Origin of the sequence: Luteolibacter yonseiensis, from assembly GCF_016595465.1 — a bacterium.
Taxonomy (GTDB): domain Bacteria; phylum Verrucomicrobiota; class Verrucomicrobiia; order Verrucomicrobiales; family Akkermansiaceae; genus Luteolibacter; species Luteolibacter yonseiensis.
In genome coordinates, this window is the sequence record NZ_JAENIK010000011.1 from 533947 (window position 1) to 555880 (window position 21934).

General features: G+C 58.8%; 21 protein-coding genes. 13 read left to right on the top strand and 8 right to left on the bottom strand.

Features of this window, described 5'->3' with window-relative positions; all coding sequences use genetic code 11:
- The first annotated feature begins 70 nt into the window (after nt 1-70).
- The gene (locus JIN84_RS11995; RefSeq protein WP_200351280.1) at nt 71-466 is read left to right on the top strand and encodes a hypothetical protein; all 396 of its coding nucleotides are present in this window, start codon (nt 71-73) and stop codon (nt 464-466) included.
- A gap of 212 nt (nt 467-678) precedes the next feature.
- Entirely contained in the window at nt 679-1323 is a 645-nt protein-coding gene (locus JIN84_RS12000) for an FISUMP domain-containing protein (RefSeq protein WP_200351281.1), read from the top strand.
- A gap of 392 nt (nt 1324-1715) precedes the next feature.
- Here the strand turns inward: JIN84_RS12000 and recA are convergent, their stop codons facing one another.
- The 3 genes from recA to JIN84_RS12015 all read right to left on the bottom strand — a co-directional run bounded on the left by recA (nt 1716) and on the right by JIN84_RS12015 (nt 4995).
- Nucleotides 1716-2759: a recombinase RecA gene (recA, locus tag JIN84_RS12005; RefSeq protein ID WP_200351282.1), complete on the bottom strand. Its 1044-nt coding sequence runs from the start codon at nt 2757-2759 to the stop codon at nt 1716-1718.
- 105 nt (nt 2760-2864) lie between these two features.
- Entirely contained in the window at nt 2865-3944 is a 1080-nt protein-coding gene (locus tag JIN84_RS12010; protein ID WP_200351283.1) for a M42 family metallopeptidase, read from the bottom strand.
- Between the two features lie 97 nt (nt 3945-4041).
- The gene (locus tag JIN84_RS12015; RefSeq protein ID WP_200351284.1) at nt 4042-4995 is read right to left on the bottom strand and encodes a glycosyl hydrolase family 18 protein; all 954 of its coding nucleotides are present in this window, start codon (nt 4993-4995) and stop codon (nt 4042-4044) included.
- A gap of 87 nt (nt 4996-5082) precedes the next feature.
- On the opposite strand from JIN84_RS12015, the gene JIN84_RS12020 reads away from it, so the two are divergent.
- The 4 genes from JIN84_RS12020 to JIN84_RS12035 all read left to right on the top strand — a co-directional run bounded on the left by JIN84_RS12020 (nt 5083) and on the right by JIN84_RS12035 (nt 7261).
- Nucleotides 5083-5406 carry an ArsR/SmtB family transcription factor gene (locus tag JIN84_RS12020; protein WP_200351285.1) on the top strand — a complete coding sequence of 108 codons (324 nt, stop codon included), beginning with the start codon at nt 5083-5085 and terminating at the stop codon, nt 5404-5406.
- Nucleotides 5403-5852, top strand: a complete 450-nt coding sequence (locus tag JIN84_RS12025; protein ID WP_200351286.1) for an SRPBCC family protein — start codon at nt 5403-5405, stop codon at nt 5850-5852. Before JIN84_RS12020 ends, JIN84_RS12025 begins: the two co-directional genes overlap by 4 nt.
- A 129-nt stretch (nt 5853-5981) precedes the next feature.
- Nucleotides 5982-6410, top strand: coding sequence for a hypothetical protein (locus JIN84_RS12030; RefSeq protein WP_200351287.1), 429 nt, complete (start codon nt 5982-5984; stop codon nt 6408-6410).
- An 83-nt stretch (nt 6411-6493) separates the two neighbouring features.
- On the top strand, nt 6494-7261 hold the full coding sequence (locus JIN84_RS12035) for a sulfite exporter TauE/SafE family protein (protein WP_200351288.1): 768 nt from the start codon (nt 6494-6496) through the stop codon (nt 7259-7261).
- Nucleotide 7262: 1 nt separating this feature from the next.
- Here JIN84_RS12035 and JIN84_RS12040 read toward each other — a convergent pair whose 3' ends face one another.
- On the bottom strand, nt 7263-8048 hold the full coding sequence (locus tag JIN84_RS12040; protein ID WP_200351289.1) for a M90 family metallopeptidase: 786 nt from the start codon (nt 8046-8048) through the stop codon (nt 7263-7265).
- A 171-nt stretch (nt 8049-8219) separates the two neighbouring features.
- Here JIN84_RS12040 and JIN84_RS12045 point away from each other — a divergent pair, with 171 nt between their 5' ends.
- The 5 genes from JIN84_RS12045 to JIN84_RS12065 all read left to right on the top strand — a co-directional run bounded on the left by JIN84_RS12045 (nt 8220) and on the right by JIN84_RS12065 (nt 13746).
- A complete protein-coding gene (locus JIN84_RS12045; protein ID WP_200351290.1) occupies nt 8220-8753 on the top strand; it encodes a pyridoxamine 5'-phosphate oxidase family protein in 534 nt (177 codons plus the stop codon).
- Nucleotides 8754-9031: 278 nt separating this feature from the next.
- Nucleotides 9032-10276: a GAF domain-containing sensor histidine kinase gene (locus tag JIN84_RS12050; protein WP_200351291.1), complete on the top strand. Its 1245-nt coding sequence runs from the start codon at nt 9032-9034 to the stop codon at nt 10274-10276.
- Between the two features lie 118 nt (nt 10277-10394).
- The gene (locus JIN84_RS12055) at nt 10395-12200 is read left to right on the top strand and encodes an FG-GAP repeat domain-containing protein (protein ID WP_200351292.1); all 1806 of its coding nucleotides are present in this window, start codon (nt 10395-10397) and stop codon (nt 12198-12200) included.
- 85 nt (nt 12201-12285) lie between these two features.
- On the top strand, nt 12286-13221 hold the full coding sequence (locus tag JIN84_RS12060) for a DUF72 domain-containing protein (protein WP_200351293.1): 936 nt from the start codon (nt 12286-12288) through the stop codon (nt 13219-13221).
- Between the two features lie 363 nt (nt 13222-13584).
- Nucleotides 13585-13746 (top strand): DUF1328 domain-containing protein, encoded by a 162-nt coding sequence (locus JIN84_RS12065; protein ID WP_200352025.1) that lies wholly within the window; start codon nt 13585-13587, stop codon nt 13744-13746.
- 358 nt (nt 13747-14104) lie between these two features.
- On the opposite strand, the gene JIN84_RS12070 is transcribed toward JIN84_RS12065, so the two are convergent.
- The 3 genes from JIN84_RS12070 to JIN84_RS12080 form a co-directional block, all read right to left on the bottom strand.
- Entirely contained in the window at nt 14105-14551 is a 447-nt protein-coding gene (locus JIN84_RS12070) for a hypothetical protein (protein WP_200351294.1), read from the bottom strand.
- A 121-nt stretch (nt 14552-14672) separates the two neighbouring features.
- The gene (locus JIN84_RS12075; protein WP_200351295.1) at nt 14673-16508 is read right to left on the bottom strand and encodes a sulfatase family protein; all 1836 of its coding nucleotides are present in this window, start codon (nt 16506-16508) and stop codon (nt 14673-14675) included.
- 221 nt (nt 16509-16729) lie between these two features.
- Nucleotides 16730-17872 (bottom strand): TlpA disulfide reductase family protein, encoded by a 1143-nt coding sequence (locus JIN84_RS12080; protein ID WP_200351296.1) that lies wholly within the window; start codon nt 17870-17872, stop codon nt 16730-16732.
- A 326-nt stretch (nt 17873-18198) separates the two neighbouring features.
- Between JIN84_RS12080 and JIN84_RS12085 the strand changes: the two genes are divergently transcribed.
- Together JIN84_RS12085 and JIN84_RS12090 are read left to right on the top strand one after the other, a co-directional pair.
- Nucleotides 18199-19566, top strand: coding sequence for a Gfo/Idh/MocA family protein (locus JIN84_RS12085; RefSeq protein WP_200351297.1), 1368 nt, complete (start codon nt 18199-18201; stop codon nt 19564-19566).
- Nucleotides 19567-19881: 315 nt separating this feature from the next.
- On the top strand, nt 19882-20289 hold the full coding sequence (locus JIN84_RS12090) for a hypothetical protein (RefSeq protein ID WP_200351298.1): 408 nt from the start codon (nt 19882-19884) through the stop codon (nt 20287-20289).
- Nucleotides 20290-20511: 222 nt separating this feature from the next.
- Here the strand turns inward: JIN84_RS12090 and JIN84_RS12095 are convergent, their stop codons facing one another.
- On the bottom strand, nt 20512-21222 hold the full coding sequence (locus JIN84_RS12095) for a PEP-CTERM sorting domain-containing protein (RefSeq protein ID WP_200351299.1): 711 nt from the start codon (nt 21220-21222) through the stop codon (nt 20512-20514).
- Between the last annotated feature and the right edge of the window lie 712 nt (nt 21223-21934).

Sequence of the window (21934 nt, forward strand, 5' to 3'; positions counted from 1 at the left end):
GGACTCAAGCTTTCCCCCCCCCGCCGAGGATAGCCTAGAAATTATCTCCAGGAAAACTTAACACTGCGAAATGGGAGTCTCCAAAAAGAATAGAAGGAAGATTATCGTCGAACAGCGTGAATTCTACTGGTACGTTTGTGAGGACGTTGATGATTTTCCTGAGGCCGCTACAGGTGATCTTCGAGTGGTTAATATTCTATCTGAAGACAAGACGTTTATCGTCCGCTACCACATTGGACAATCTGTTCCTGAGCTCCGGCACGTCACCATCATAGGACACGAATTCGGCGGTGGTATGGAACCTGGTTCGTGGAGGCGCTTTCTCTGTCCTGACTGGTGCCCTGGGTTGATCGTCAATCCGGCTGTTGTCCGGCGCATCATCGAATGGTGCCTTGATCCGGTTTCCCGAATTGCGGTAGATTACGCCGGGCGCCCGGTTGAATCCCAAGGTGGCGACCCAGGATAAAAAATCGTGTGCGACCCTCCCACACACACCAGCCACTCTGTTTCCATGATTGTCCGAAGCTGCAACCTCAGCCTCGCTGCCGACGCTGGCTCCCGCTAGTGGGGGAATGGGTGCGGCCTTGTGGAAAAGTTTCGAAAACGGCCTCGCCAAATTAGCGATATTCAAGGAGACTGCTTGAGAAATAATTCTCACTGTCAGGCAGATCATCAGGCGTGCAAACCGAACCAAATATGATGAAACAGTCCATCTTTAGCATACTTGCCACCTTGGTTTTCACACAGGCTGGAATCGCCCAATCCACCGGCACCTTTACCGACCCACGCGATGGGCAGGCGTATAAAACGGTCGGCTTTAAAAATCCTTCGACCGGCGCCACGGTTACCTGGATGGCCCAGAACCTGAACTACAAAACGGAGGGGAGCTACGCTTATGGTGACAAGGAGAGCAATCGAAAGGAGCTTGGCTTGCTTTACACCTGGGAAGCGGCGAACAAAGCCTGCCCCAAAGGTTGGCATTTGGCTACGGATGACGAATGGTCCATGCTGGTGACTCAGTTCGGTGGAACCGACAAAGCCGGCGAAGCCTTGAAAAGCGTCAGTGGCTGGACCGAAGGCGGCAACGGTACCAACAGCAGCGGGTTTGGCGGGCTTCCAGGAGGTATTCGTAGAAATGATGTTTATGACGTCCTGGGTGTCATGGGTTTCTGGTGGACATCCACACCCTCGGGTGAGGAGGGTAAAGCCTGGGGATGGAACTTCAGTTATGGTGGACCGGGGGAGAAACCACTTAAAACAAAAGCGTTCCGTTTCGATAGCTCTGTTTCGCACGCAAAATCTGTTCGTTGCGTCCGGGATTGATTATTTGATTTATCCAACCCGGCCATCGCATCGCTGCTACAATCGTTGCGTCCCGCGGGCCGGCTCGCTGAGCTTGGGCCGTTAGGCTGCTTCACACGTTATGTGTAAAATCGCCACCGCATTTGCCATGACATGCTCCTCCTCCAGCTTTCCGCTGCGCCGAAAAGGCAAGTCTCCGATCCCCCCGAAGGAGCGGTCGGGTGCTGTGGCTGCAGCGATTTCCGCCGCGGCCTGTGGTGACCGATAGAGATCGGATTCCTGATGCGCTTGCTGTGTCCGGTGTTCGCCGAACCATGGAAAAGCCGTACCACCGACACTCATCGGTGGCACAGCCGGTTGTCATTAGTACCCGGGGAAAATGGGTGCGATGAAGAAGTTCCGCAGCCTGTCGGCTACTTCTTCTTTTTCGTTTCGAGACCTTCTTTGACCTTGGTCTCGATGTCCGCGTAGATGACGGGATCGCTTTTGAGGAGTTCCTTGGCGGCGTCCCTGCCTTGGGCGAGCTGGGTGCCGTTGTAGCTGAACCATGAGCCGCGTTTCTGGACGATTTCCATTTCCAGCGCGAGATCCAGCAATGAGCCGGTCGAGGAAATGCCCTCGTTATACATGATGTCGAACTCGGCCTCGGTGAAGGGGGCCGCGACCTTGTTCTTCACCACCTTGATTTTCGTGCGGTTGCCGCTCACCGTGCCGTCAGTAGCCTTGATCGCGCCTATGCGGCGGATGTCCACGCGGACGGACGAGAAGAACTTGAGCGCGCGGCCACCGGGGGTGGTTTCCGGATTGCCGAACATGACGCCGATCTTTTCACGGATCTGGTTGGTGAAGATGCAGCAGGTCTGGGCCTTGGAAATGAGGGCGGTGAGCTTCCGCATGGCAGCGCTCATCAGGCGTGCCTGCGCGCCGACGGTGGAGTCGCCGATTTCGCCGTCCAGTTCCTGCTTGGTCACCAGCGCGGCGACGGAGTCCAGCACGATCACTGCAATGGCGTTCGAGCGGACGAGAGCCTCGCAGATCTGCAGGGCTTCCTCGCCGGAGGAGGGTTGGGAAACGAGGAGGTCGTCCATGTTCACGCCCAGCTTGCGGGCATATTGGGGATCGAGCGCGTGTTCCACGTCGATGAATGCAGCCAGGCCGCCACGTTTTTGAGCTTGGGCGATGACCGTGAGTGTCAGCGTGGTTTTACCAGAAGACTCCGGGCCGAACACCTCCACGATCCGGCCGCAGGGAAATCCACCAACGCCCAAGGCACGGTCGATGAGAAGGTTTCCTGTCGGGATGACATCCACATCCACGCAGCGGTCGTCGCCGAGGCGCATGATGGCGGATTCACCGAACTCCTTCTGGATGTTGGAGATGGCGAGATCCAGGTTGCGTTTGCGGACCTCGTTCAGCTTTTCTTGGGCGGATTCTTCGGAAGTTTGTTTTGCGGCCATGGGATCGTGTTGTGTTGCTAGAGAGATGCTACTCGAACAACCAAATGGCAACTAAAAAGATGTTCGCCCGAACAAAAAAGTGAGTTTTGATGAATTCGTGCGCCTTCAGAGATATTTCACGAGTCCCTCGACGGTTTCAGTGTCGAGTTTTCTCACGAGCGCGATCGTGAGCGTGATCATGTGAAGGTAGTCGTTCACATCGATGATCGCATTGTGCGAATGGATGTAACGTGCGGGAACTCCCAGGACGACGCTTGGAACTCCTTCATTGGAAAGGTGGAACGACCCGGCATCCGTGCCTCCACTGCGACGGACTGTCACTTGGTGGGGGATTCCTTCGGCCCGTGCGGTCTCGATGGCGAGCCGCGCCAGCCGGGGATTGGTGATGGCCGACGGGTCGTACAAGCGGATCTGGACACCCCCTCCGAGGCGGCCCTGGCAGTCGGAACGGGAGAATCCCGGGGTGTCGTCCGCCGGCGGGCCTTCGAGAACGATCGCGATGTCCGGTTTTGCGAAATTCGCGGCGGTTTTGGCACCGCGCAAGCCTACTTCCTCCTGCACCGTGCCGCAGAGGATCAGGCGGTTGGGATGTGACGAGCCCGCCAGGATTTGACCCGCCTGGATGGTGCCCGCCATGCCGACGCGGTTGTCGAAAGCCTTGGCCATGAACAGATCCTCCTTCCCGAGCGGAGTGAAGGCGGACACCGGAGCGATGGGATCTCCCAAGGAAATACCGAAATGTTCCACCGCATCCCGCCGCGACTCCGCGCCGATGTCGATGAACATCTGGTCGATGGACATCACCTGTTTCCTTTGCGCTTCCGGAAGGAAATGGGGAGGCCGTGAGGACACCACGCCCATCACTTTTTCTCCGGTGCGGGTCAGGATCTCCACCCGTTGGGAAAGGAGATTGTGCTCCCACCAACCTCCGATCGCCAGAAACTGGATGAATCCGTCCGAGGTGATGTTTTGCACCAGGAAGCCGACCTCGTCCATGTGTCCGGTCACGAGGATCCGTGGTCCTTCGTCGCCGATCTCACAGAAAACCGAGCCGTTCCGGTCCGCGGCCAGTTCTCCGCATTCTTCCAGTTCATCCACGAAAATCGCCCTCACCTCGTCCTCATGGCCTGAAACCGAGTGTGCCTCCGTCAACTCCTGCAACAATGAAACCGCCTTCGTTCGCATGAGGGGAATCCTGCAAGACCCGTCCGCCGCTTCCAAGGATCATTGTTAAAAAATCGCCACCATTCCATGCTTGGAAGAGGTCCGGGGGGGAGGGAACTCACGGATTCAGGGTCTGATGGATCGCACCCAGCAGGGACTTCTCTCCAGCGGCATCGCCGTCGAGCGACCAAATCATCACTCCGGCCAGTTTTTCCTCCAGGACGTATCCACATTTTTTCCGGATCGTCGGCAGGCCGTTGTAGTAAATGGTGCTTCCGGTTTCATCTTTCTCTTCGGCACCGGGATGTTCCTTAGTGATGAGGGAATAGGGGTAGTCGCGTTTTTTGAACGCCTCGCCGAACCCATAACCATAGAATGGCACGCCCAGGACGGCCTTGTTTTTCGCCAGCCCACGCTTGAGCCAATACCTCGTGTTTTCGACGGCGAATTCATAGGAAGAATGCGGACCCGGAGCGTTGGGTTGCCAATAGCCGGAGCCGTCGTAGGCCATGATGTTCACGAAATCAAACAAAGCGAAAACGCTGTCCGGGACCTTGTCGCCACCGTAGCCCTTCGAGAGGGCGGAGGTCAGCAGCTTGCCCTCCGCCTTCAGTTTTGGCGCGAGCGCGGCGATGAACGCGCCGTAATTCCCATCGATGGACGGACCTTCCAAATCCACATCCAGTCCGTCGAAGTCGTGTTTCTTCACATACGCCGCCAACGTTCCTGCGAAATTTCCGCGCTTCTCTTCCGATAGCAATGAAGCATACCGCGCCTTCAGGACCTTGTCTCCCGAAGCTGATCCGCCGCCGATGGAGACCAGCACCTTCACCCCCTTGGCCCGCGCCTTCTTGATGAGCGTCCGGCTGGATTCATTGAACGACATCGTCCCGTCATCGTCCTCCGGATTTTCAAACGCGACGTTGAGGTGGGTCACTTTTTCATAAGGGATGGTCTCGGAGAATTTCTCCACATCGATCCAGTTCGGCACATAGGCGACGACGAGAGGGCGGGCTTGCAGCGCCGTGGAAATCAGGCAGAGGGCGAGCGCCACGCATGGGAATTTTTTCATCCCGACTCCAACGGTCCGCGGGGAGGTATTGTTACAATGGAAAATATCGCTTTACATGTAACCAAATGGTTGCATATGTTCCCGCACATGGACGACGTCTTCAAAGCCCTTGCCGACAAAAGCCGGCGGTTGCTGCTGGACCAACTCCACGCCCGCAACGGCCAGACCCTCGGAGAATTGTGCGACGGACTGGCCATGACCCGGCAGGCGGTGATGAAACACCTCGGCATCCTGGAAGCCGCGAACCTCATCGCCACCGTGAAGCGCGGGCGGGAAAAATTCCACTACCTGAATCCGGTGCCGATCCATGAGATCGGGGTCCGCTGGATCGGAAAATTTGAAACGCAACGCCTCGACACCCTCGCGGAACTCAAACGCAAGCTCGAATCCAACCCAGAAACACCCCAATGAACAACGCACCCAAACTCGTTTACGTCACTCATATCCGGACGACTCCCGCCAAGTTGTGGGAGGCGCTGACCGATCCCGATTTCATCCAGCAATATTTTTTCGGCTGCCGCAACACCTCCACCTGGCAGGTGGGCGATGTCATCGAGAGCCGCGATCCCGATGGAGAACTCTCATGGCATGGGAAAATCCTCAAAAGCATCCCTGGGCAGGAAGTGGTTTTCACCTTCGACCACCTCACGGATGAGCCGCCCTCGACCGTGCGCTATGAAATCGAGCCACAGGGCGAGGTGGTCAAGCTCACCATCACCCATGAGGATTTCCAAGAGGTGAGCGCGATCCGTGACCGCGTGAAGAACGGTTGGCCGGGCATCATCGAGGGAATCAAATCGCTGCTTGAAAAAGGTTTTGTCGAGGTCGCTCCATCGTCCTGCAAGGAGCCGGCGTGATTGGAGGACATCCGCATCGCCCGGAATTTTCAAAGCGCTCCCCAAGCAGGGGGGCGCTTGTTTTTTCGTTTGGCCTCCAGCCAAACCGTGCTTGTGGCTTCCCCACGGAGATGCTAGCCATCAGACATCATGGAAGCCGTACCTCCACCCGTCACTCCTCCTCCTTACGAAAACCGCAACACCCCGGCTCCTAAAAAGGGCTTGGGGACGGGGGCGATGATCGGCATCGGCTGTGGGAGTGTCATCCTCCTCGGCATCATCGCGGTGGTGGTGGTGGCGGTGATGTTCGGCGGCAAGCTCAAGAAGTTTGGTGAGGAAGCGCAGAAAAACCCCACCCGCGCCACCGCGTCCCTAATGGTGGATGTGAGCGGAGGAAAAATCAAAATGGTTGCGGAGGATGATGTGAGCAAACGTTATACGGTCCAAGGGCCGGACGGAAAGCTGACAACCGTCTATTGGGATGAAGCGAGGAAGGCGCCTGTCACCATCGAAGGTGATTTTTCCGCCATTCCCGCGAGCCCCGCGCTTCCGGAACCCGCCGAAGAGCCGGCAAAATGACCCGGCTGCGGAGATCTTGGAAGCACCTGTTTCAAATCCGCCGTTGTCAGGCACTGTCGGCCACCTAGTCTTCGTCCCCGACGATGACGGTGACTGAAATCCTTTCCCTGCTTTTTGCGGCCGCCGCCGCCGGGGCGATCAATGCCGTTGCGGGAGGCGGCACGATCCTGACCTTTCCCACATTGCTCGCCATCGGCACACCGGCGGTGGTGGCGAACGCGACGAGCACGGTGGCCCTGGTTTTCGGGACAAGCGGATCGGTTTACGGCTTCAGGCGGCACATCCCGTCGATCCGTGAATGGCTGTGGCGTTTTATTCCGGTGAGCCTGCTGGGCGGGTTGATCGGGAGCTGGCTGCTCACCATCACGGGGAATGAAATCTTCAGCAGGCTGGTGCCGTTCCTCATCCTTTTCGCGACACTGCTGTTTCTGGCCCAGGGAATCGTCTCGCGCCTGATCCGGCGTTCGTCCGCCGGGCCACAGCGCGAGCCGCTGGTGTGGCCGGCGGTTTTATTCCAGTTCCTGGTCGCCATCTACGGTGGCTTTTTCGGTGCCGGCATCGGAATCCTCATGCTTGCCACACTGGGCTTCATCGGCCTCAGCGACATCCATCAGATGAACGCGCTGAAAAACATCCTCGGATCGCTGATCAATGTCGTGGCCGCGGTGATGTTCATCTGCCGCGGCATGGTGGACTGGCCCAAGGTCGGGATCATGACCCTCGGCGCGGTCGCCGGGTATTACCTCGGCTCCCACTATTCGCAAAAAATCCCGCAGGTGTGGGTCCGGCGCATCGTGCTCGCGATCGGATTCGGAATTTCGGCGATCACGTTCTACCGGCGGTTCGCCTGAATCAGGAGAGCCACTCCTGTGGATCGAGTCCGTAGAATCCCCGCAACTCGGCATAGAGTTCCGGATACCGGCGATGCAACTGCCTCGGTTTTTCAAAAAACGTCTCGGTGGCGACAGCGAAAAATTCCGCTGGTTTCGTCGCTCCGTAGGGATCGATGAGACTGGGTTTTCCTGATTCCACCAACTCGCGGACCTCGGAGTAGTTCGTGCTGAAAACCCGCGCCCACGAACGGTATGCCTCGCGGCTCGGCAAGGCGGGTGCGCCATCCGTATCGCCGTCCTCGTGGTCCAGCTGATGGGCGAATTCATGGAAGGTCACATTCCGGGCATCCGAGATGTTTCTCGCGCCTTGCTCCACCGAGTCCCAGGCCAGCACCACCGTCCCGGTGCCCCAGGATTCCCCGAGGCGATGCACCGTCCCCTCCGTGACGACCCCCGTTTCGTCCCGTTGCTTCTGCACCGAGCTGAAGGTCGTCGGGTAAAGATAGATGTTTTTCAAATCCGGATAAGGTTCGCCCTCGCGGTTCAAGACCAACATGCAGGCTTGCGCGGCCACGGTCAGGATCATTTCCTCCGTCAGTTCCAGATCGTTGCAGCCCTCGAACCGTGTCGAGGAAATGAACCTGCCGATCCGCTCGTGCAGCCTGGATCTGACCTCCCCGGGCAGTCGCGAATACAAGGGCATGTTCGCCACCAGCAGGCCTTCCCATTCCTCTTTGAACAATCCCACCTCCGGGGGTGTCTCCGTGAACAGCGATTTCAATTTCTCCCAAATCATCGGAGCCATGATGGCCGGGCGGGCGTCCGGTTCCATATCAAATTCCTTCCGCCAGTCCGAATTGAGCGATCGACCGCATTCTGCATCTTTCAAATGCAGAATGCGGTGGGAATGATCCTGCGATGAGGCGCGAAGCCCGTCATTGCGTGAGGCACGCCGCTAGCTGGAAGACGGATCACTATGGATTCCATCAATCAAAACCAGGAAGAACAGAATCGGGCGGATCTCGGAGGACGCGAGGCAATCGACAAAATCCGCTCGTTGGTGGAGAAGGCCGGCACCTGTTTCTTCTGTACGAAAGTGGCCATGGGCGGCTCCGGAGCCAGACCCATGAGCGTGCAGAAGATCGATGAAGAGGGGACCCTGTGGTTCCTCAGCTCGGCAGACAGCCACAAGAACCATGAGCTGGTGCTGGCACCGGAGGTGACGCTTTACTTCCAAGGCTCCGCGCATTCGGATTTCCTCGTCCTGACGGGGGATGCCACTGTTTCCACCGACAAGGCCAAGATCGAGGAGCTGTGGGAGCCTGTCCTGAAAACCTGGTTTACGGAAGGCATCGATGATCCACGGATTTCCGTCATTAAGGTGGTTCCCACCGAGGGCTACTATTGGGATACCAAACATGGCAACGCCGTTGCCGGTATCAAGATGCTCATCGGGGCCGCGCTCGGAAAGACGATGGATGACTCCATCGAAGGCACATTGGAACCCTGAAATTCAAGTTTTACTGATAATGCCGGCATCCGAACGGATGTATGCCTTGATAACTGTAAAATTCTGTAAACCAGTTGATTGTCCTCACGGTAGCCACCCCACGGCCCGAACGACGGGAAAGTCTTTGTTATTAGGAGCGTTTCGCAAGACACTGATTTTGCGGGACTCCCGGATTGCGTGATGATTTCAGGGAATTCACTTACTCAAGCGTTGCGCAAAGGGGTTTGTCTCAACAGAGTGTGGCTTTCAAATCTCACCGCACCGATCGCTGCCGCACGATGCAAGTCCTTCCCATCAACCATCCCCTCCGCCTCGAGGCGCTCGAAGACACCCAGCTTCTTGATTCGCTGCCAGAAGAGTCTTATGACCGTTTCACCCGCCTCGCGTGTCACATCTTGAAAGCGGAGGTTTCCCTCATCTCCCTGGTCGCCGAGACCCGCCAGTTCTTCAAAAGCCAATATGGCCTTGGCGAACCGTTGCGGACGACGAGGCAGAACGACATTTCCTATTCCTTCTGCCGCTATGTGGTGGAGGGAGGGGCCCCCTTCATCGTGGAGGACGCCGTGTCCGATCCCCGCGTGTCGAAGAACCCGGCCGTCACCGAGTTGGGAATCGCCGCCTACCTGGGCATCCCTATTTCCACTCCGGATGGCTGCATTCTCGGCTCCCTCTGCGCGGCAGGCACCTCGCCGAGAAGCTGGTCCGCCAACGATCTGAGAAATCTTTCGGACCTAGCAGCCGCCGTCTGCCGGGAGATCGAGCTTTCCGAGCAATCGCTGGTCATCCGGAACACGTTGAAGAATCTGGAAGACCGGAGTCAGGTTCTGGAACGGGACCTGCGGACCACCGTCCACGATCTCAGAACCCCGGCCGGTGCCATCTCGAGTTGCCTTGAGCTCATCTCTCTCAACGACGACGCCAGAAGCCAGGAGACCATGGAGCTTCTGGACATCTGCCAGGAGTCCACCGCGAGCTTGCTGGACATGCTGCAACAGCTTCTTGTCAACGGCCACCTCAAGGCAAGCCAGGGCCAGATGCTGGACATCCAGTCGGTTTCAGCCTCCCAACTCCTTCGCCGCGCCGCACGCGTGACCCGCACCATGGCGAACGAGGCCAAGGTGAAGCTGGACCTCACGTGGCCTGACGAGCTGATCTATCTGATGGTGGATGAACGTCTCATCGAGCGTGTTTTCCTGAACCTGATCACCAATGCGATCAAATTCTCGCCTGCGGGTGGAAGTGTGAGGATCCGCATGCGGCGTGAAGGCACACCGGAGTCACCCTTGTGCAGGATCAGCGTGATCGATCACGGACCGGGCGTTCCGGACTCGGAAAAGTTGCGGATCTTCGAGGAATTCGCGACCGGCTCGAACACCAGCAATCACGCCCAGGCGTCATTCGGCATCGGCCTGGGCTTTTGCAAGACGGTGGTCGACACGCATGGCGGGCAGATCGGAGTGGAGGACGCACCCGATGGTGGCAGCTCCTTCTATTGTGTCCTGCCCGCTTTGGCCAACGGGTGAAGGGGACCGGTGACAGGATTCCGCAGGGACCGCCATTTTGGTAAATTTCGGACAGACCGGGCTGCCCGGGCACGTCTTTGAATGCGGACACGAGATAAAACCCGCTCGTGAAAGACCCATGACCCGCGCGTTTTTCATTCTCGCACTCGCCTTATTTCCGGCCGCCGTTCGGGCGGACAACGAAGTTCACCGCTTCAAACGCATCCAGTTGTCGGACCAGTTCTGGTGCGAGGGGGCGAATACGGCGGACTTCAACCGGGACGGGCATGCGGATCTGGTTGCCGGGCCCTGGTGGTGGGAGGGGCCGGCATTTGCGGAAAAACACGAAATTTACGAAGCCTCCGCGACCTTCAAGCTTCCCCTTGGCGACTTCACCACCGTGGACGTCCCGGGATATGAGGGAGGTCTCGGGCACAAGAACGCCTACTCGGACAATTTTTTCGCGTTCCCCTACGACTTCAATGCGGACGGCTGGACGGACGTCCTTGTCATCGGTTTCCCGGGCAAGAACACGACGTGGTATGAAAACCCCAAAGATGCCGGCGGACGATGGGTGCCGCATGTGATTTTCTACCAGACGGACAATGAATCTCCGGACTTCACGGATATCACGGGCGATGGAAAACCGGAGTTGGTCTGCATCACGGACGGTGCCTACGGCTATGCCGGACCGGATTGGGCGGATCCCGCGAAACCATGGCGGTGGCACGCCATCTCGCCGAAGAACGGCTACGGGAAATTCACCCATGGCATGGGCGTCGGCGATGTGGATGGCGACGGTCGCAGGGATCTGCTGGAGCAGAACGGCTGGTGGGAACAGCCCGAAGATTCCAATGCCTCCTGGACCTTTCATTCATTTCCCTTCGCTGGGACCGGAGGTGCCCAGATGTATGCCTATGACGTGGATGGCGACGGCCTGAACGATGTCATCACCGGACTTGCGGCCCACGGATTCGGCCTGGCGTGGTATCAACAGGTGAGAGGGCCGGATGGCGTCACTTTCAAAAAACATCTGATCATGGGACAGCGGAAGGAGGAGAACCGCTATGGCGTGAAATTCTCAGAACTCCACGCCATCGACCTTGTGGACATCGATGGCGACGGATTGAGAGACATCGTCACGGGCAAGCGTTTCTGGTCGCACGGACGAATGGGTGATCCGGACCGCAATGACCGGGCGGTGTCTTACTGGTTCCAGCTCGTCCGGTCGGAGCAGGGAGTGGATTGGGTGCCTCATCTCATTGATGACAACTCGGGAGTCGGCACCCAGGTGGTCGCCAGGGACATCGATGGCGACAAGCTGCCGGACGTTCTTGTGGGCAACAAGAAGGGCATCTTCATCCTCCGGCACGAGGTCGAAAAGGTCGGCGATGCGGAATACACCGCCGCGAGGCCCAAGCCTCTGGAGGTGATACCGGCCGCCAGGGATTTTCCGGCTCTCGCTGACAATGGGCAGCCGCTGAATTTTGATTTTGAAACCGGCGCTCTTGCGAACTGGACCGCGGAGGGCACCGCTTTCTCCGGATCTCCGGTGAAAGGCGATGTCGTGAACGCCCGCCGCAAGGACATGACCAGTGGCCATCACGGAGAGTTCTGGGCCGGTTCCTACGAGGCGCAGGGCAGTGACAAGCCCACGGGCACCCTGACATCCGACCCGTTCACCCTTTCCCAACCATGGGTGAGCTTCCTCGTGGGTGGTGGCTCGGGCGACAAGACCCGTGTGGAAATCGTCAATGCTTCCAATGGCCTGGTGCTTTTCACCGCCACCGGTCCGGATGACGAGCGCATGGCCCGCCGCACCGCGGACCTCGCACCCTACCAAGGAGCCAGGATCAGGATCCGGCTCGTGGACGAAGCTACGGACGGCTGGGGGCATCTGAATTTCGATCATTTCCAAATGCACGACCGCGAGCCTGTGCCATGATCTTGTTCTTCGGTAATCTCCAAAGGGGGCCGGCGGCTCAAAACAGTTTCCCTTGTTTCTGAGGAGGGGGGTGATCGGAGGATTGATGGAAATCTCCTCATCGGAGTTCTCTATCGTCCTCATTCTTGATGGGGCCACGGCGGAATATCAGTGGAAACGGCTCCTCACGGCATTACAATCCACCGTGGAGCCCGCACCTGATTACCAACCCTATCTGATGCCTGTTACGCGTGAACCCGTGCTTGGTCAAAGTTGCGCCGCAAGGGACGGGGTGTTGATCGGTTGTGCGGGGTGGAGCATTCCGAAGGAAGAAAAGCCGCACTTTCCCGGTTCGGGCAGTCACTTGGAACGTTATGCCGCGAGGTTCTCCGCAGTGGAGATCAACTCATCGTTCTATCGTCCGCACCGCACCTCCACCTATGCACGCTGGGCGGCCTCGGTTCCGCCGGATTTCCGCTTCTCTGTGAAGGTTCCCAAGGCGATCACCCATATCGCACGATTGAAAAACACGGGAGATCTGATCGGAACATTTCTCGCCGAAGCCGGAGGCCTTGGAGAAAAACTGGGTTGCCTGCTCGTCCAGCTTCCTCCCAGCCTCGATTTCAATCCCGGAATCGCACGGTGCTTTTTTGAAGAACTCCGTACCGCTGCCGGAAACATTCCCGTCGCCTTCGAGCCGCGCCACGGCACTTGGTTCGAACGGTCCGCAGGATCGCTTCTTGAGGAATTCCGGATCTCCCGGGTCGCGGCCGATCCTCCACCGGTCCCGTCCGCCGCCGAACCGGGCGGTTGGCACGGCCTGATCTACCACCGCCTGCACGGTTCGCCACGGATGTATTATTCGGATTATTCCCACAAATTCGTGGTGATGCTTGCCGCCCGCCTGGCCGATGCACGGTCCCGAAGCTCCGTCTGGTGCATCTTCGATAACACCGCCGAAGGCTTCGCGATGCCGAACGCGCGTGAACTCATGCGTGAATGGAAGGCTCTCGGCAGCCCCCCTTCCGCGAATGTTGACTGATGGGATGAAATCCGGGACGGGGCATCGTGATGTTCGGTAATATGAATGGGTTCTCGGCGGTGTGGTCCGAATTCCCGTAGGCTTGGCGTGGCAAGCCGGGAGATGCGGGAGGTATCATTCGCAGTGCGTGCATTTCACGCGATCAAGATAGCGCATTTTGCGCCGGGGTGCGGTCTGTGGATACGCTGGTTTATTGAAAAACCCTTGAAAACAAGGGTTTTTCGGATTGGTCCGTTCCCTGCAAAGGGAATCTGTAACGAAGGTGACCCTATGATTATCTGGCAATTCGACTCCGGTTTCATCCCTGGAGGGCCGGTCACATGGGAAGCCTTCAACACGATCAACACCCAACCAACCAAAGCCATGTTACACTATTCGCTCGTATTCCTTGTTATCGCCCTCATCGCCGGAATCCTCGGTTTCGGTGTCATCGCCGGTGCCGCGGCGAGCATCGCGAAGATCTGTTTCTTCCTGTTCCTTGCCATCTGGGTCCTGATGTTCTTCATGGGTCGGAAAACGGCCTGACGTCGTCGGCTCACCGGCGTTGGAAGATTCCCGGTGATCAACCGAAAAGAAAATCCGGCGGTTGTCCTCACAGCCGCCGGCTTTGATTTTTAAAGCCGGGAGACCCGGTGGAGTGGGACCCCCCCTCAGGGCAACAAGTGGTCGGCTAATCAAGAAACTGACATCTCCTGTCAGGATCAAAAGCATTCGGACCCGGAGGCGGACCCGGAGAAAAAAGTGAATCCTGATGTTGGCGCGATCCGGAGGCTTTCCAGAGATACTATGATAGTAGTAATTTCAGTCCGTCTGGAGCCGCCGATGTATTGGCCGGCATCGGCAGCTCCCGCGAAGGAAGCTGCCGGGGAAATTTTCCGATCCCTTACTTGCCCGCTTGTTCCTGCATCTGCTTGAACGCGATTTTCAATTGTTCGATCGCTTGCTTGAGGGCCGGCTCCGGAAGGACATCGATCTGGTCGATCGACTTGAGTGCGAGTTCCGCCTGCTCCTTCACCATCAATCCGGACTTCGTGGCAAGATCGATGTTCGCCTTGGTGGCATCCTTGACCGCCGCCTTCATCTCCTCGGCCGTGACGGCCTTGTCCAGTGCGGCGAGATGTTCGCGCGCGAGGTTCCCGGCCTCTGTCTTCATCTCGTCCGCCTTTTGCGCGATGTCATTCACGGCCTTGGCCTCGTCTTTCGTCATCTTTCCGGAGGCGACGGCGTCCTCGGTCGCGTTCTCGACTTTCTTTACCTCGGGTGACTTCTCCTTGCAGGAAACCGAAAGTCCGAGAGCAACCGCCAACAGGGTGATCAATGGTGTTTTCATGGTAATCGCACTAGGGATGTCGTTCGAATGATTGTCAAATGACGATCATGCGAAGGGGGAAGGGAGTCGGCTCTAACAGAATCGATCCCGGGCGAAGGTGAAAGAGGGCGGCAGTCTTGAGCTACTCCTCCTGCGGGGAACCGGTGCTTTTTGTAAAGCGGTTGACGTAATCAGCGGTGCCTTGTTTCCGCGCCTTGGTTTTCTGCCAGCCTTCCGGCAATTCATCGAGAAGATCCAAGCGGCGGAGGGTGTTGAGAAGATAGAGAAGCGAGGAGGCATCCAAGTCCTTGCCAACCTCATCCAGCAACGCGTTCTTCGCCTGGTCTCTTTTCCCCAGATTCCAAAGCGTTTCCGCCGTGATCGTTCGGACGACGGAATGCTCGTCTGCCAGCAGCGGTGGAAGCGTCCCGGTTTTCTCCGACGCCTTGTCCCCGAGAATCCACAAACCCGACACCGCCCAATAGCGTTCGACAGGGCTTTTCGAGGCGAGGGATTGTTCCAGCAGCGGGAGATCCGCCGCATCGCGCTGTGTGGCGATGAAAGCGAGATCGAGAGCCTTGTCGAAATCAAAGCGATCGCTTCCCGCGAATTCGGCGATGGTGGCGTCACCCGCGAGAGTTTCAAAAAGAGGCTCGGGAATGAGACCGGTGTCGGTGGCTTTTTTCATCGTGTCCTTCAACCTCTGGCGGAGGGCTTTGAGTTTTTCCGCGTGGGCGGGATCCGCTGCGAGATTGCGGATTTCCCAAGGGTCCGCACCGAGATCGTAAAGCTCTTCCGGTGCTTGATCCTTATCCCAGATTTTTTGATGGATTCCGGTGAGTTTGCCGTCTTTCGACGCCCTCTCCCACGCCTTCCATGAAGGAAGGCCGAAGGGATAGAAACTGTAGGGAGCGGCCGCAAGGCGTGGCGTGAACTGGCGCACGTATTTCCATTTCCCATCCGTCAGCCCGCGGCGCATTCCGTATGTGTCATCGAAGCGGTCCGCGTAGAGAAATTCCATCTCATCCGCGGCAGGCTCGACGCGTTTGCCGCCGAGGAACGGCCTGCCCTGCATCTGCGGTGGAGTGTCGATCCCGGCGAGCGAAAGAAGGGTGGGTGCGAAATCGACAAATGACACAGGTTCCGTCACACGCTGGCCGGGGCTGAACTTGCAGAGGTTCCTCCACTTTTCCGGAACCCGGATGATGCAGGGAATCTTCACGCCGGTTTCATAAAGATAGCGCTTCCCCCGCGGAGTCACGCCACCGTGATCCGACGTGTAGATGACGATGGTATCGTCCGCGAGGCCCCGGGCCTCCAGTTCGTCGAGCAGCCTGCCGACATCCGCATCCATCTCCGTGATCCGGTCATGATAACGGGCGAAGTCCTTGCGCATTTCCGGAAGATCCGGAACGTAGGGCGGCAGTTCGATCTCCTCCGGATTGAGACGCAGGGGCTCGGCTTCCTTATTGGCGAACAGCGAGCTTTCGTGCGTCATTCCGAGATTGAAGATCGCGAAGAACGGCGCGCCTTCGGGACGGTGGAGGTAATACGCTTTCTTTGAAGACTCGTCCCAGATGGCGGTGTCGCTGCCTTTGAAATTGTAATCGGTCTTGGCGTTGTTGGTGCAGAAGTAGCCGGCCTTGCGGAGGTATTCGACGTTTGGCCGGTATTTCGCCGGGATGGGGTGGCGGCTGCGCATGTGCTGCGTGCCCATCGTCGGTGACCAGGCTCCGTTGAGGATCGTCGCACGGGCGACCGCGCAGACGGGGGCGTTCGAGTAGGCGTGTTCGAACAATACCCCTTCTTTTGCCAGGGCGTCGATGCGCGGTGTCCGTGCCTGTTTGTTGCCGTAACATCCCATCCAATGCGAGGAGTTGTCCTCGCTGACGATCCAGAGGATGTTCGGATGATCGGCAGCCTGAAGAAGGCCGGAAAACAAGCCGATGAGCACAACGAGGCAAAAAGGAAATCTCATGGGGAAAAGCGGCGGATGGAACACCGCTGGAACCGATCGGTTGTGGCACAATCGATCGCCTCCACGCGATCCGTAGCACGGGTGGATACTCTGGAGACGGATCACCAATGCCATCCGTCGGAAAGTCCTGCTACGAAGCGGAGGTGAGCCTGACGGATGGTCCCTCCGTCATGCGGATCGGACTGCCTTTTCGGGACAACCGGAAGCGGCCGTGAAGCTGGTCAGTTGCCAATGACGGTTGGCGCGACCGGAGTTGTCGGAGCTACCGGAGCGGCGCGGAAAAATTGTGAAAACTCTTTGTTGGTGGGCATGGTGCCGGCGGCTACGGCGGCGGCGAATTGTTCGTAAGGATAAATGGAGCGGGGGCTGGCCTTGTCGGCTGCTTTCGCGAGTTCCACGCCCTGGTTGGCTTCGGCGAGCGCCTTGCCCTTGTCTCCCATCGCCCACTGGAGGCGGGAGAGGGTGGTGGCGTCAACGGTGGTCTTCATACCGCGATCCTTGATGGTGGCTTCGTAGGCGGTGACGGCCTTGGCGAGCGTGCCCGCAGGGACGCCTTCGGTGGCGGAGAGGGTGTTGCCGAGCGAGTTGACCAGCATCAGGCGGAGCTTGTTGGTGTTGTCCAGGCCTTCGATGAGTTTGTCGATCGCGCTCCAGTCCTTGGCCGCGATGAGGGCCTCGTTGCGGAAGAGCGGGACATAGATGCTGTCCGGTTCCGCGGCGGCGAGCTGGTCGGCGGCGGCGGCCATGGCGGCGGCGTCGTTCTTTTCCTTGCCCTCGGTGAAGGCGGCGCGGGCGGAGGCCGCGGCCTGTTGGGCTGCCGCGGCGGCGTTGAGCTTTTCAAGGGTGTTTTTTCCGGCATCACCACCCGCGAGCAAGGATTCGATGAGTTCCTCCGTGAGGCGTGCGGGGTGGCTGGTTGCGATGACCTTGCCGTCCTTGACGAGGAAGGCGTGGGGGATGCCCTTCACCCCGGCGGGCTTGAGCCAGAGTTCCTCGAACGGACCGCCTTTGCCGGTGTAGGCCACGGGGTAGGACATGCCCTCTCCCTTCTTTTTCACAAACTCCACGACCTTGTCCTTGCCGTCCTCCCAGACATCGACGCCGATGACGCGGAGGCCCTTTTCCTGATACTTGTCATAAAGGGCGTCGACATGAGGGATCGCAGCGATGCACGGGCCGCACCAGGTGGCCCAGCACTCGAGGATGTAGAGCTTGCCGGGTTCCCACGCGGTGGGAGCCTCGCCCTGGATCCACTCCAGCTTCTGGAGCGCTTCTGGGGTGACCGCATCGCCGGTCTTCTGGGCATGGGCGGAGGTGGCCAGGGTCGCGGCGGAGAGGCACAGGGTCGCAAGGAGTTTTTTCATGGAAGCTAAAATCATGCGGAAGGCAGGCCCGTGTAAAGCCAATCAGAGGGGCTGTATGGGGAAACATGGGGCAAAAATTCCGGCAGATCTCCCAAGCATATGACAAGGATCCCAGACGGGAACGGGTCACTTGGGTGGTGTCGGGTTCTCACGGGGGGGGCGTCGGAGGCCGCTCGGATTGCCATCTCACGCTTTCGACATCACGAGGAAACGGCGGGTCCGCCGACTTTGATTGCATGAACGGATGATATGCCTTCGTATTCCAACCAGCCCCGAGTGGGCGAAATCCCATTTTTCCACCACTTTTGAAAAACACCCACTTACCCATGCACACCTCCATCCAACGACGGGACTTCCTCAAACAATCCAGCGCGGCAGGGATCGGGTTGGGCATGGCGGGGTATCTCGGATCACTGCTGCCTTCGCTGGCACAGAACGCCCCGGCACCGGCACGGAAAATCGGCCCCGATGACAAGATCAACGCCGCGGTGATCGGCACCAATGGCCGGGGCCTCTCGCTCATCTCCTGCCTCACCCGCCTGCCGAATGTGGAGATCACCCATATCTGTGATGTCGACAAGCGCGCCTTGGAAAAAGGACTCAAGGAGGTGGCGAAAAAACAGTCCGCACCGGCGGCGGGTTCCGCTGATTTCCGCAAGATCCTGGAGGACCCGGCGCTGGATGTGGTGGCCATCGCCACGCCGGACCACTGGCACGCGCCGATGGCGATCCTCGCGCTGGCGGCGGGCAAGCATGTCTATGTGGAAAAACCATGCAGCCACAATCCCTACGAGGGCGAGCTCCTGCTGGAGGCGGTGGAAAAATACAAGCGCGTCGCGCAGATGGGTGCGCAGCGCAGGTCCTCCGCCGCCATGCGCCAGATCATTCCGGAGATCCACGACGGGCTGATCGGCAAGACCTATTTCGCCAAAGGCTGGTATGCGAACGGACGCGCCTCCATCGGCAAGGGCAAGCCCGTCCCGGTTCCGGATTGGCTGGACTACGAGCTGTGGCAGGGGCCCGCACCGCGCGCGGCATTCGTGGACAATCTCATCCACTACAACTGGCATTGGCACTGGCTCTACGGCACCGGCGAGGCGCTGAACAACGGCACGCACGAGATGGACATCGCGCGCTGGGCGCTGGATGTCACCTGGCCGACGCGGGTCTCGTCGAACGGCGGGCGCTATGCGTTCGAGGACGATTGGGAATGCCCGGACACGCAGAACATCTCGTGGGACTTTCCCGGAGGAAAATCGATGGCGTGGGAGGGACGGAGCTGCAATCCCTTCCCCGTGGAAGGCCGGCAGCGCGGCGTGCTGGTCTACGGCACCAAGGGCACCGCATTGCTGGATGGGGACGACTACATCATCTACGACAAGGCCGGGAAAATCATCAAGCAGGCGAAGGGCAATGAAGCCGTGGATGCCACCAACACCGTCAGCGGCAGCGGCGCGGGGATGGATACGGCGCACGTCTCCAACTTCATCGCCGCCATCCGCGGCGACGGAGCACCGCACTGCCCCATCGAGGAAGGCCACAAGAGCGTCACCCTCCTGCACCTCGGAAACATCGCCTGGCGCGCCGGACGCACCCTGCATTGCGATCCGAAGAACGGCCACATCCTCAACGATCCCGAGGCCATGAAGCTCTGGAAACGCGACTACGAACCCGGCTGGGAGCCGAAGGTCTGAGGTGCGGGCCGCTTGGGAGGGCAGGGGGCTGGCCTGGATCCGGGCCCCCTCCGGGAAACCGGCCTGAAGTCGAAGAGGCCAACCACGGAACACACGAAATACACGGAAAGCAGAGGGGTTGTAAGACATCCATACGTGAGCAGGAGATTGGGGTGCCTGAGTGATCCTCCTCTCCGTTTTCCGTGTGTTCCGGGTATTCCGTGGTCAATTCTCTTCCCGGAATAAAGCCTCCGCCTTGTCATCGGGCTTCGAAAGGGAAGGTCACGGTGATTGAGCCTTGACCCCGCTGCCGGTCGACTCCAGTTCTCCCGCGCAATGATTTTTGAACACGAACCCATCGAATGGGATGACGAGATCACGCTGCTGGTCGACCGGTTGGAGGAGAAATCCGCGGACGAGGGATTGACGCGCCAGGAACGGGCGTTGATGGATGTCGTCGAGACCGTCCAGTTGCTCGATCCCGAGGGCGACGGACTGCATGAGTTCTGGCAGACCGCGCTCAACCACACCCGGATCATCAGTTCCTTCGACATGATCGGCTCGAGCGCGATGGTCGATGTGCTCAACGCCAGCCAGTGGTGCCAGACGCGCAGCGATGACCGCGACGACTATTCCGAGACCGAGGCCGAATACCTCGCCAGCATCGAGGAAGACCTCTACGAAGCCCTCGGCGAACTGCCCGACCTGGTGGCCGACTTTGTCGAAGATGAAATCGCCAGGTGATCTCCCCGTCACCTGTGCGCCATCCCGCACGCCGGGGTCTTGTCCCGAATCATGAAAAGCCGCAAGGCTGGGGAAATCGCCACGGAGGATGAAGAATCCGGGCGTTTTGGGAAAAAAGAAACCGCCACCGGATTTCCGGAGGCGGTTCCCAAAACAAGAAGGGTGATTAACAACAGCTAGTCGGCGCGGCGGCGGTTCCAGCCGGTGACGGCCGGCCCCGGCTCACGCCTGCTTGCGGGACCTGAAGCAGAACAAGCCCACCACGCCCAGGGCGGACAAGACACATGCGGAAGGCTCGGGCACGAGGGAGACGGAGTCGACCGAAAGCGTCACCGGCGTGGTGGTCGACGGAGGGGTGTAGCCCGCCGCACCCAGGTAGAAGAACAGCTGGAGATTCGCAACGTTCGAAGTCGCATTGGCGAATTTCGCGGCGTTGTCGGCACCCGGTGTTCCCTCGTAGGAAATGAAATTGTTCGCCGTCAGATTGAAGGTGAACGTCGTCCAATCCGCACCGGCCGGGAGGATGCCTCCATTGATGGTGATCGCCGTGCCGGGCACCGCGCCGCCGAGGCGGAGCGCGATCGGCAGGTCGAATGTCGCGTTTGATTTGACGCTCACCGTGATGGTGTCGATCTCCGAATAGTCGCCGATGAATTGGCCGCCCGAGGCGGAGTTGCTCCCGGTGGCACGGGCCACGACCGGAGTGCCGGAGGTGGTGTTCGTGACGCTGTAGGTGGTGGTGATGTAGCCACCCGAGCCGCCGGCTCCTCCGGATGAAATCCAGTTCGCCGCGGTGGCGCTGACATTCTGGGTCCAGTTCGAGTTGTTGCTCGAAAACGTCTCCGTGAAAGGGAGAACGGCGGCGGCGGACAGTGAACCGCAGGTAGCCAGAAGGCATCCGGCGACGACGAGGTGGGCTTTGATGTTTTTCATGGATGCGTTGATGTGGAGAATGGTTCCTTGGGGAAAATGGCTCATGCCGCTGCGCCCTTTCGCGCGCGGCACTGGATTTTTGTATCGTAAAAGAAAAATCCGCAAGCTATATTGCAAATGAATCTCAATTGCATGTAGGCAATTGTTCCTCAATTGTTTCTACGAGATTCGCGCCGCGGCATTGGTGAGAATGGCCGTCAGCGGCTTCGACATCCTTCTGGATTTGCGGTTCACCACCAGCAACACATCCGCGCAAGGCGAGGGCTTGGGCTCAGCTCTACATGGCGAGCATCAGCACCTTCTACTGAATCAGCTTGGGTCGATGCCGTCGCCCTCTGCCTCAGGCGCGACCCGCTAGGCCCTCTCCTACCTCGTCGTCTGGGCCTATCCTTCAGCCGGCTACTGCTTACAATGCCGCGGCATCTTGGCCTATGGACCGACATCGGCACCACATCATTGACCGTCTCGCCTCAGTCTCCTCCAATTCGTGGAATGCTCTTTGTAACCCGTCAATTTTATCGACCGCGAGAAGTTCCTGAGGAGCGTCACTTGACCGAAATAGATAAAAACGCCTATTCCCTTGCCCTCCGGAAGGGAGCGACGCGATTCCTCACTTCATTAGATTCTGCGACCGCTGAAGGCGATGTGGGGGGATTGTCTGCAATATGGAAGGGGCTACGCGATTGGGAGTGAAGGCGGCGCAGAACCGGAG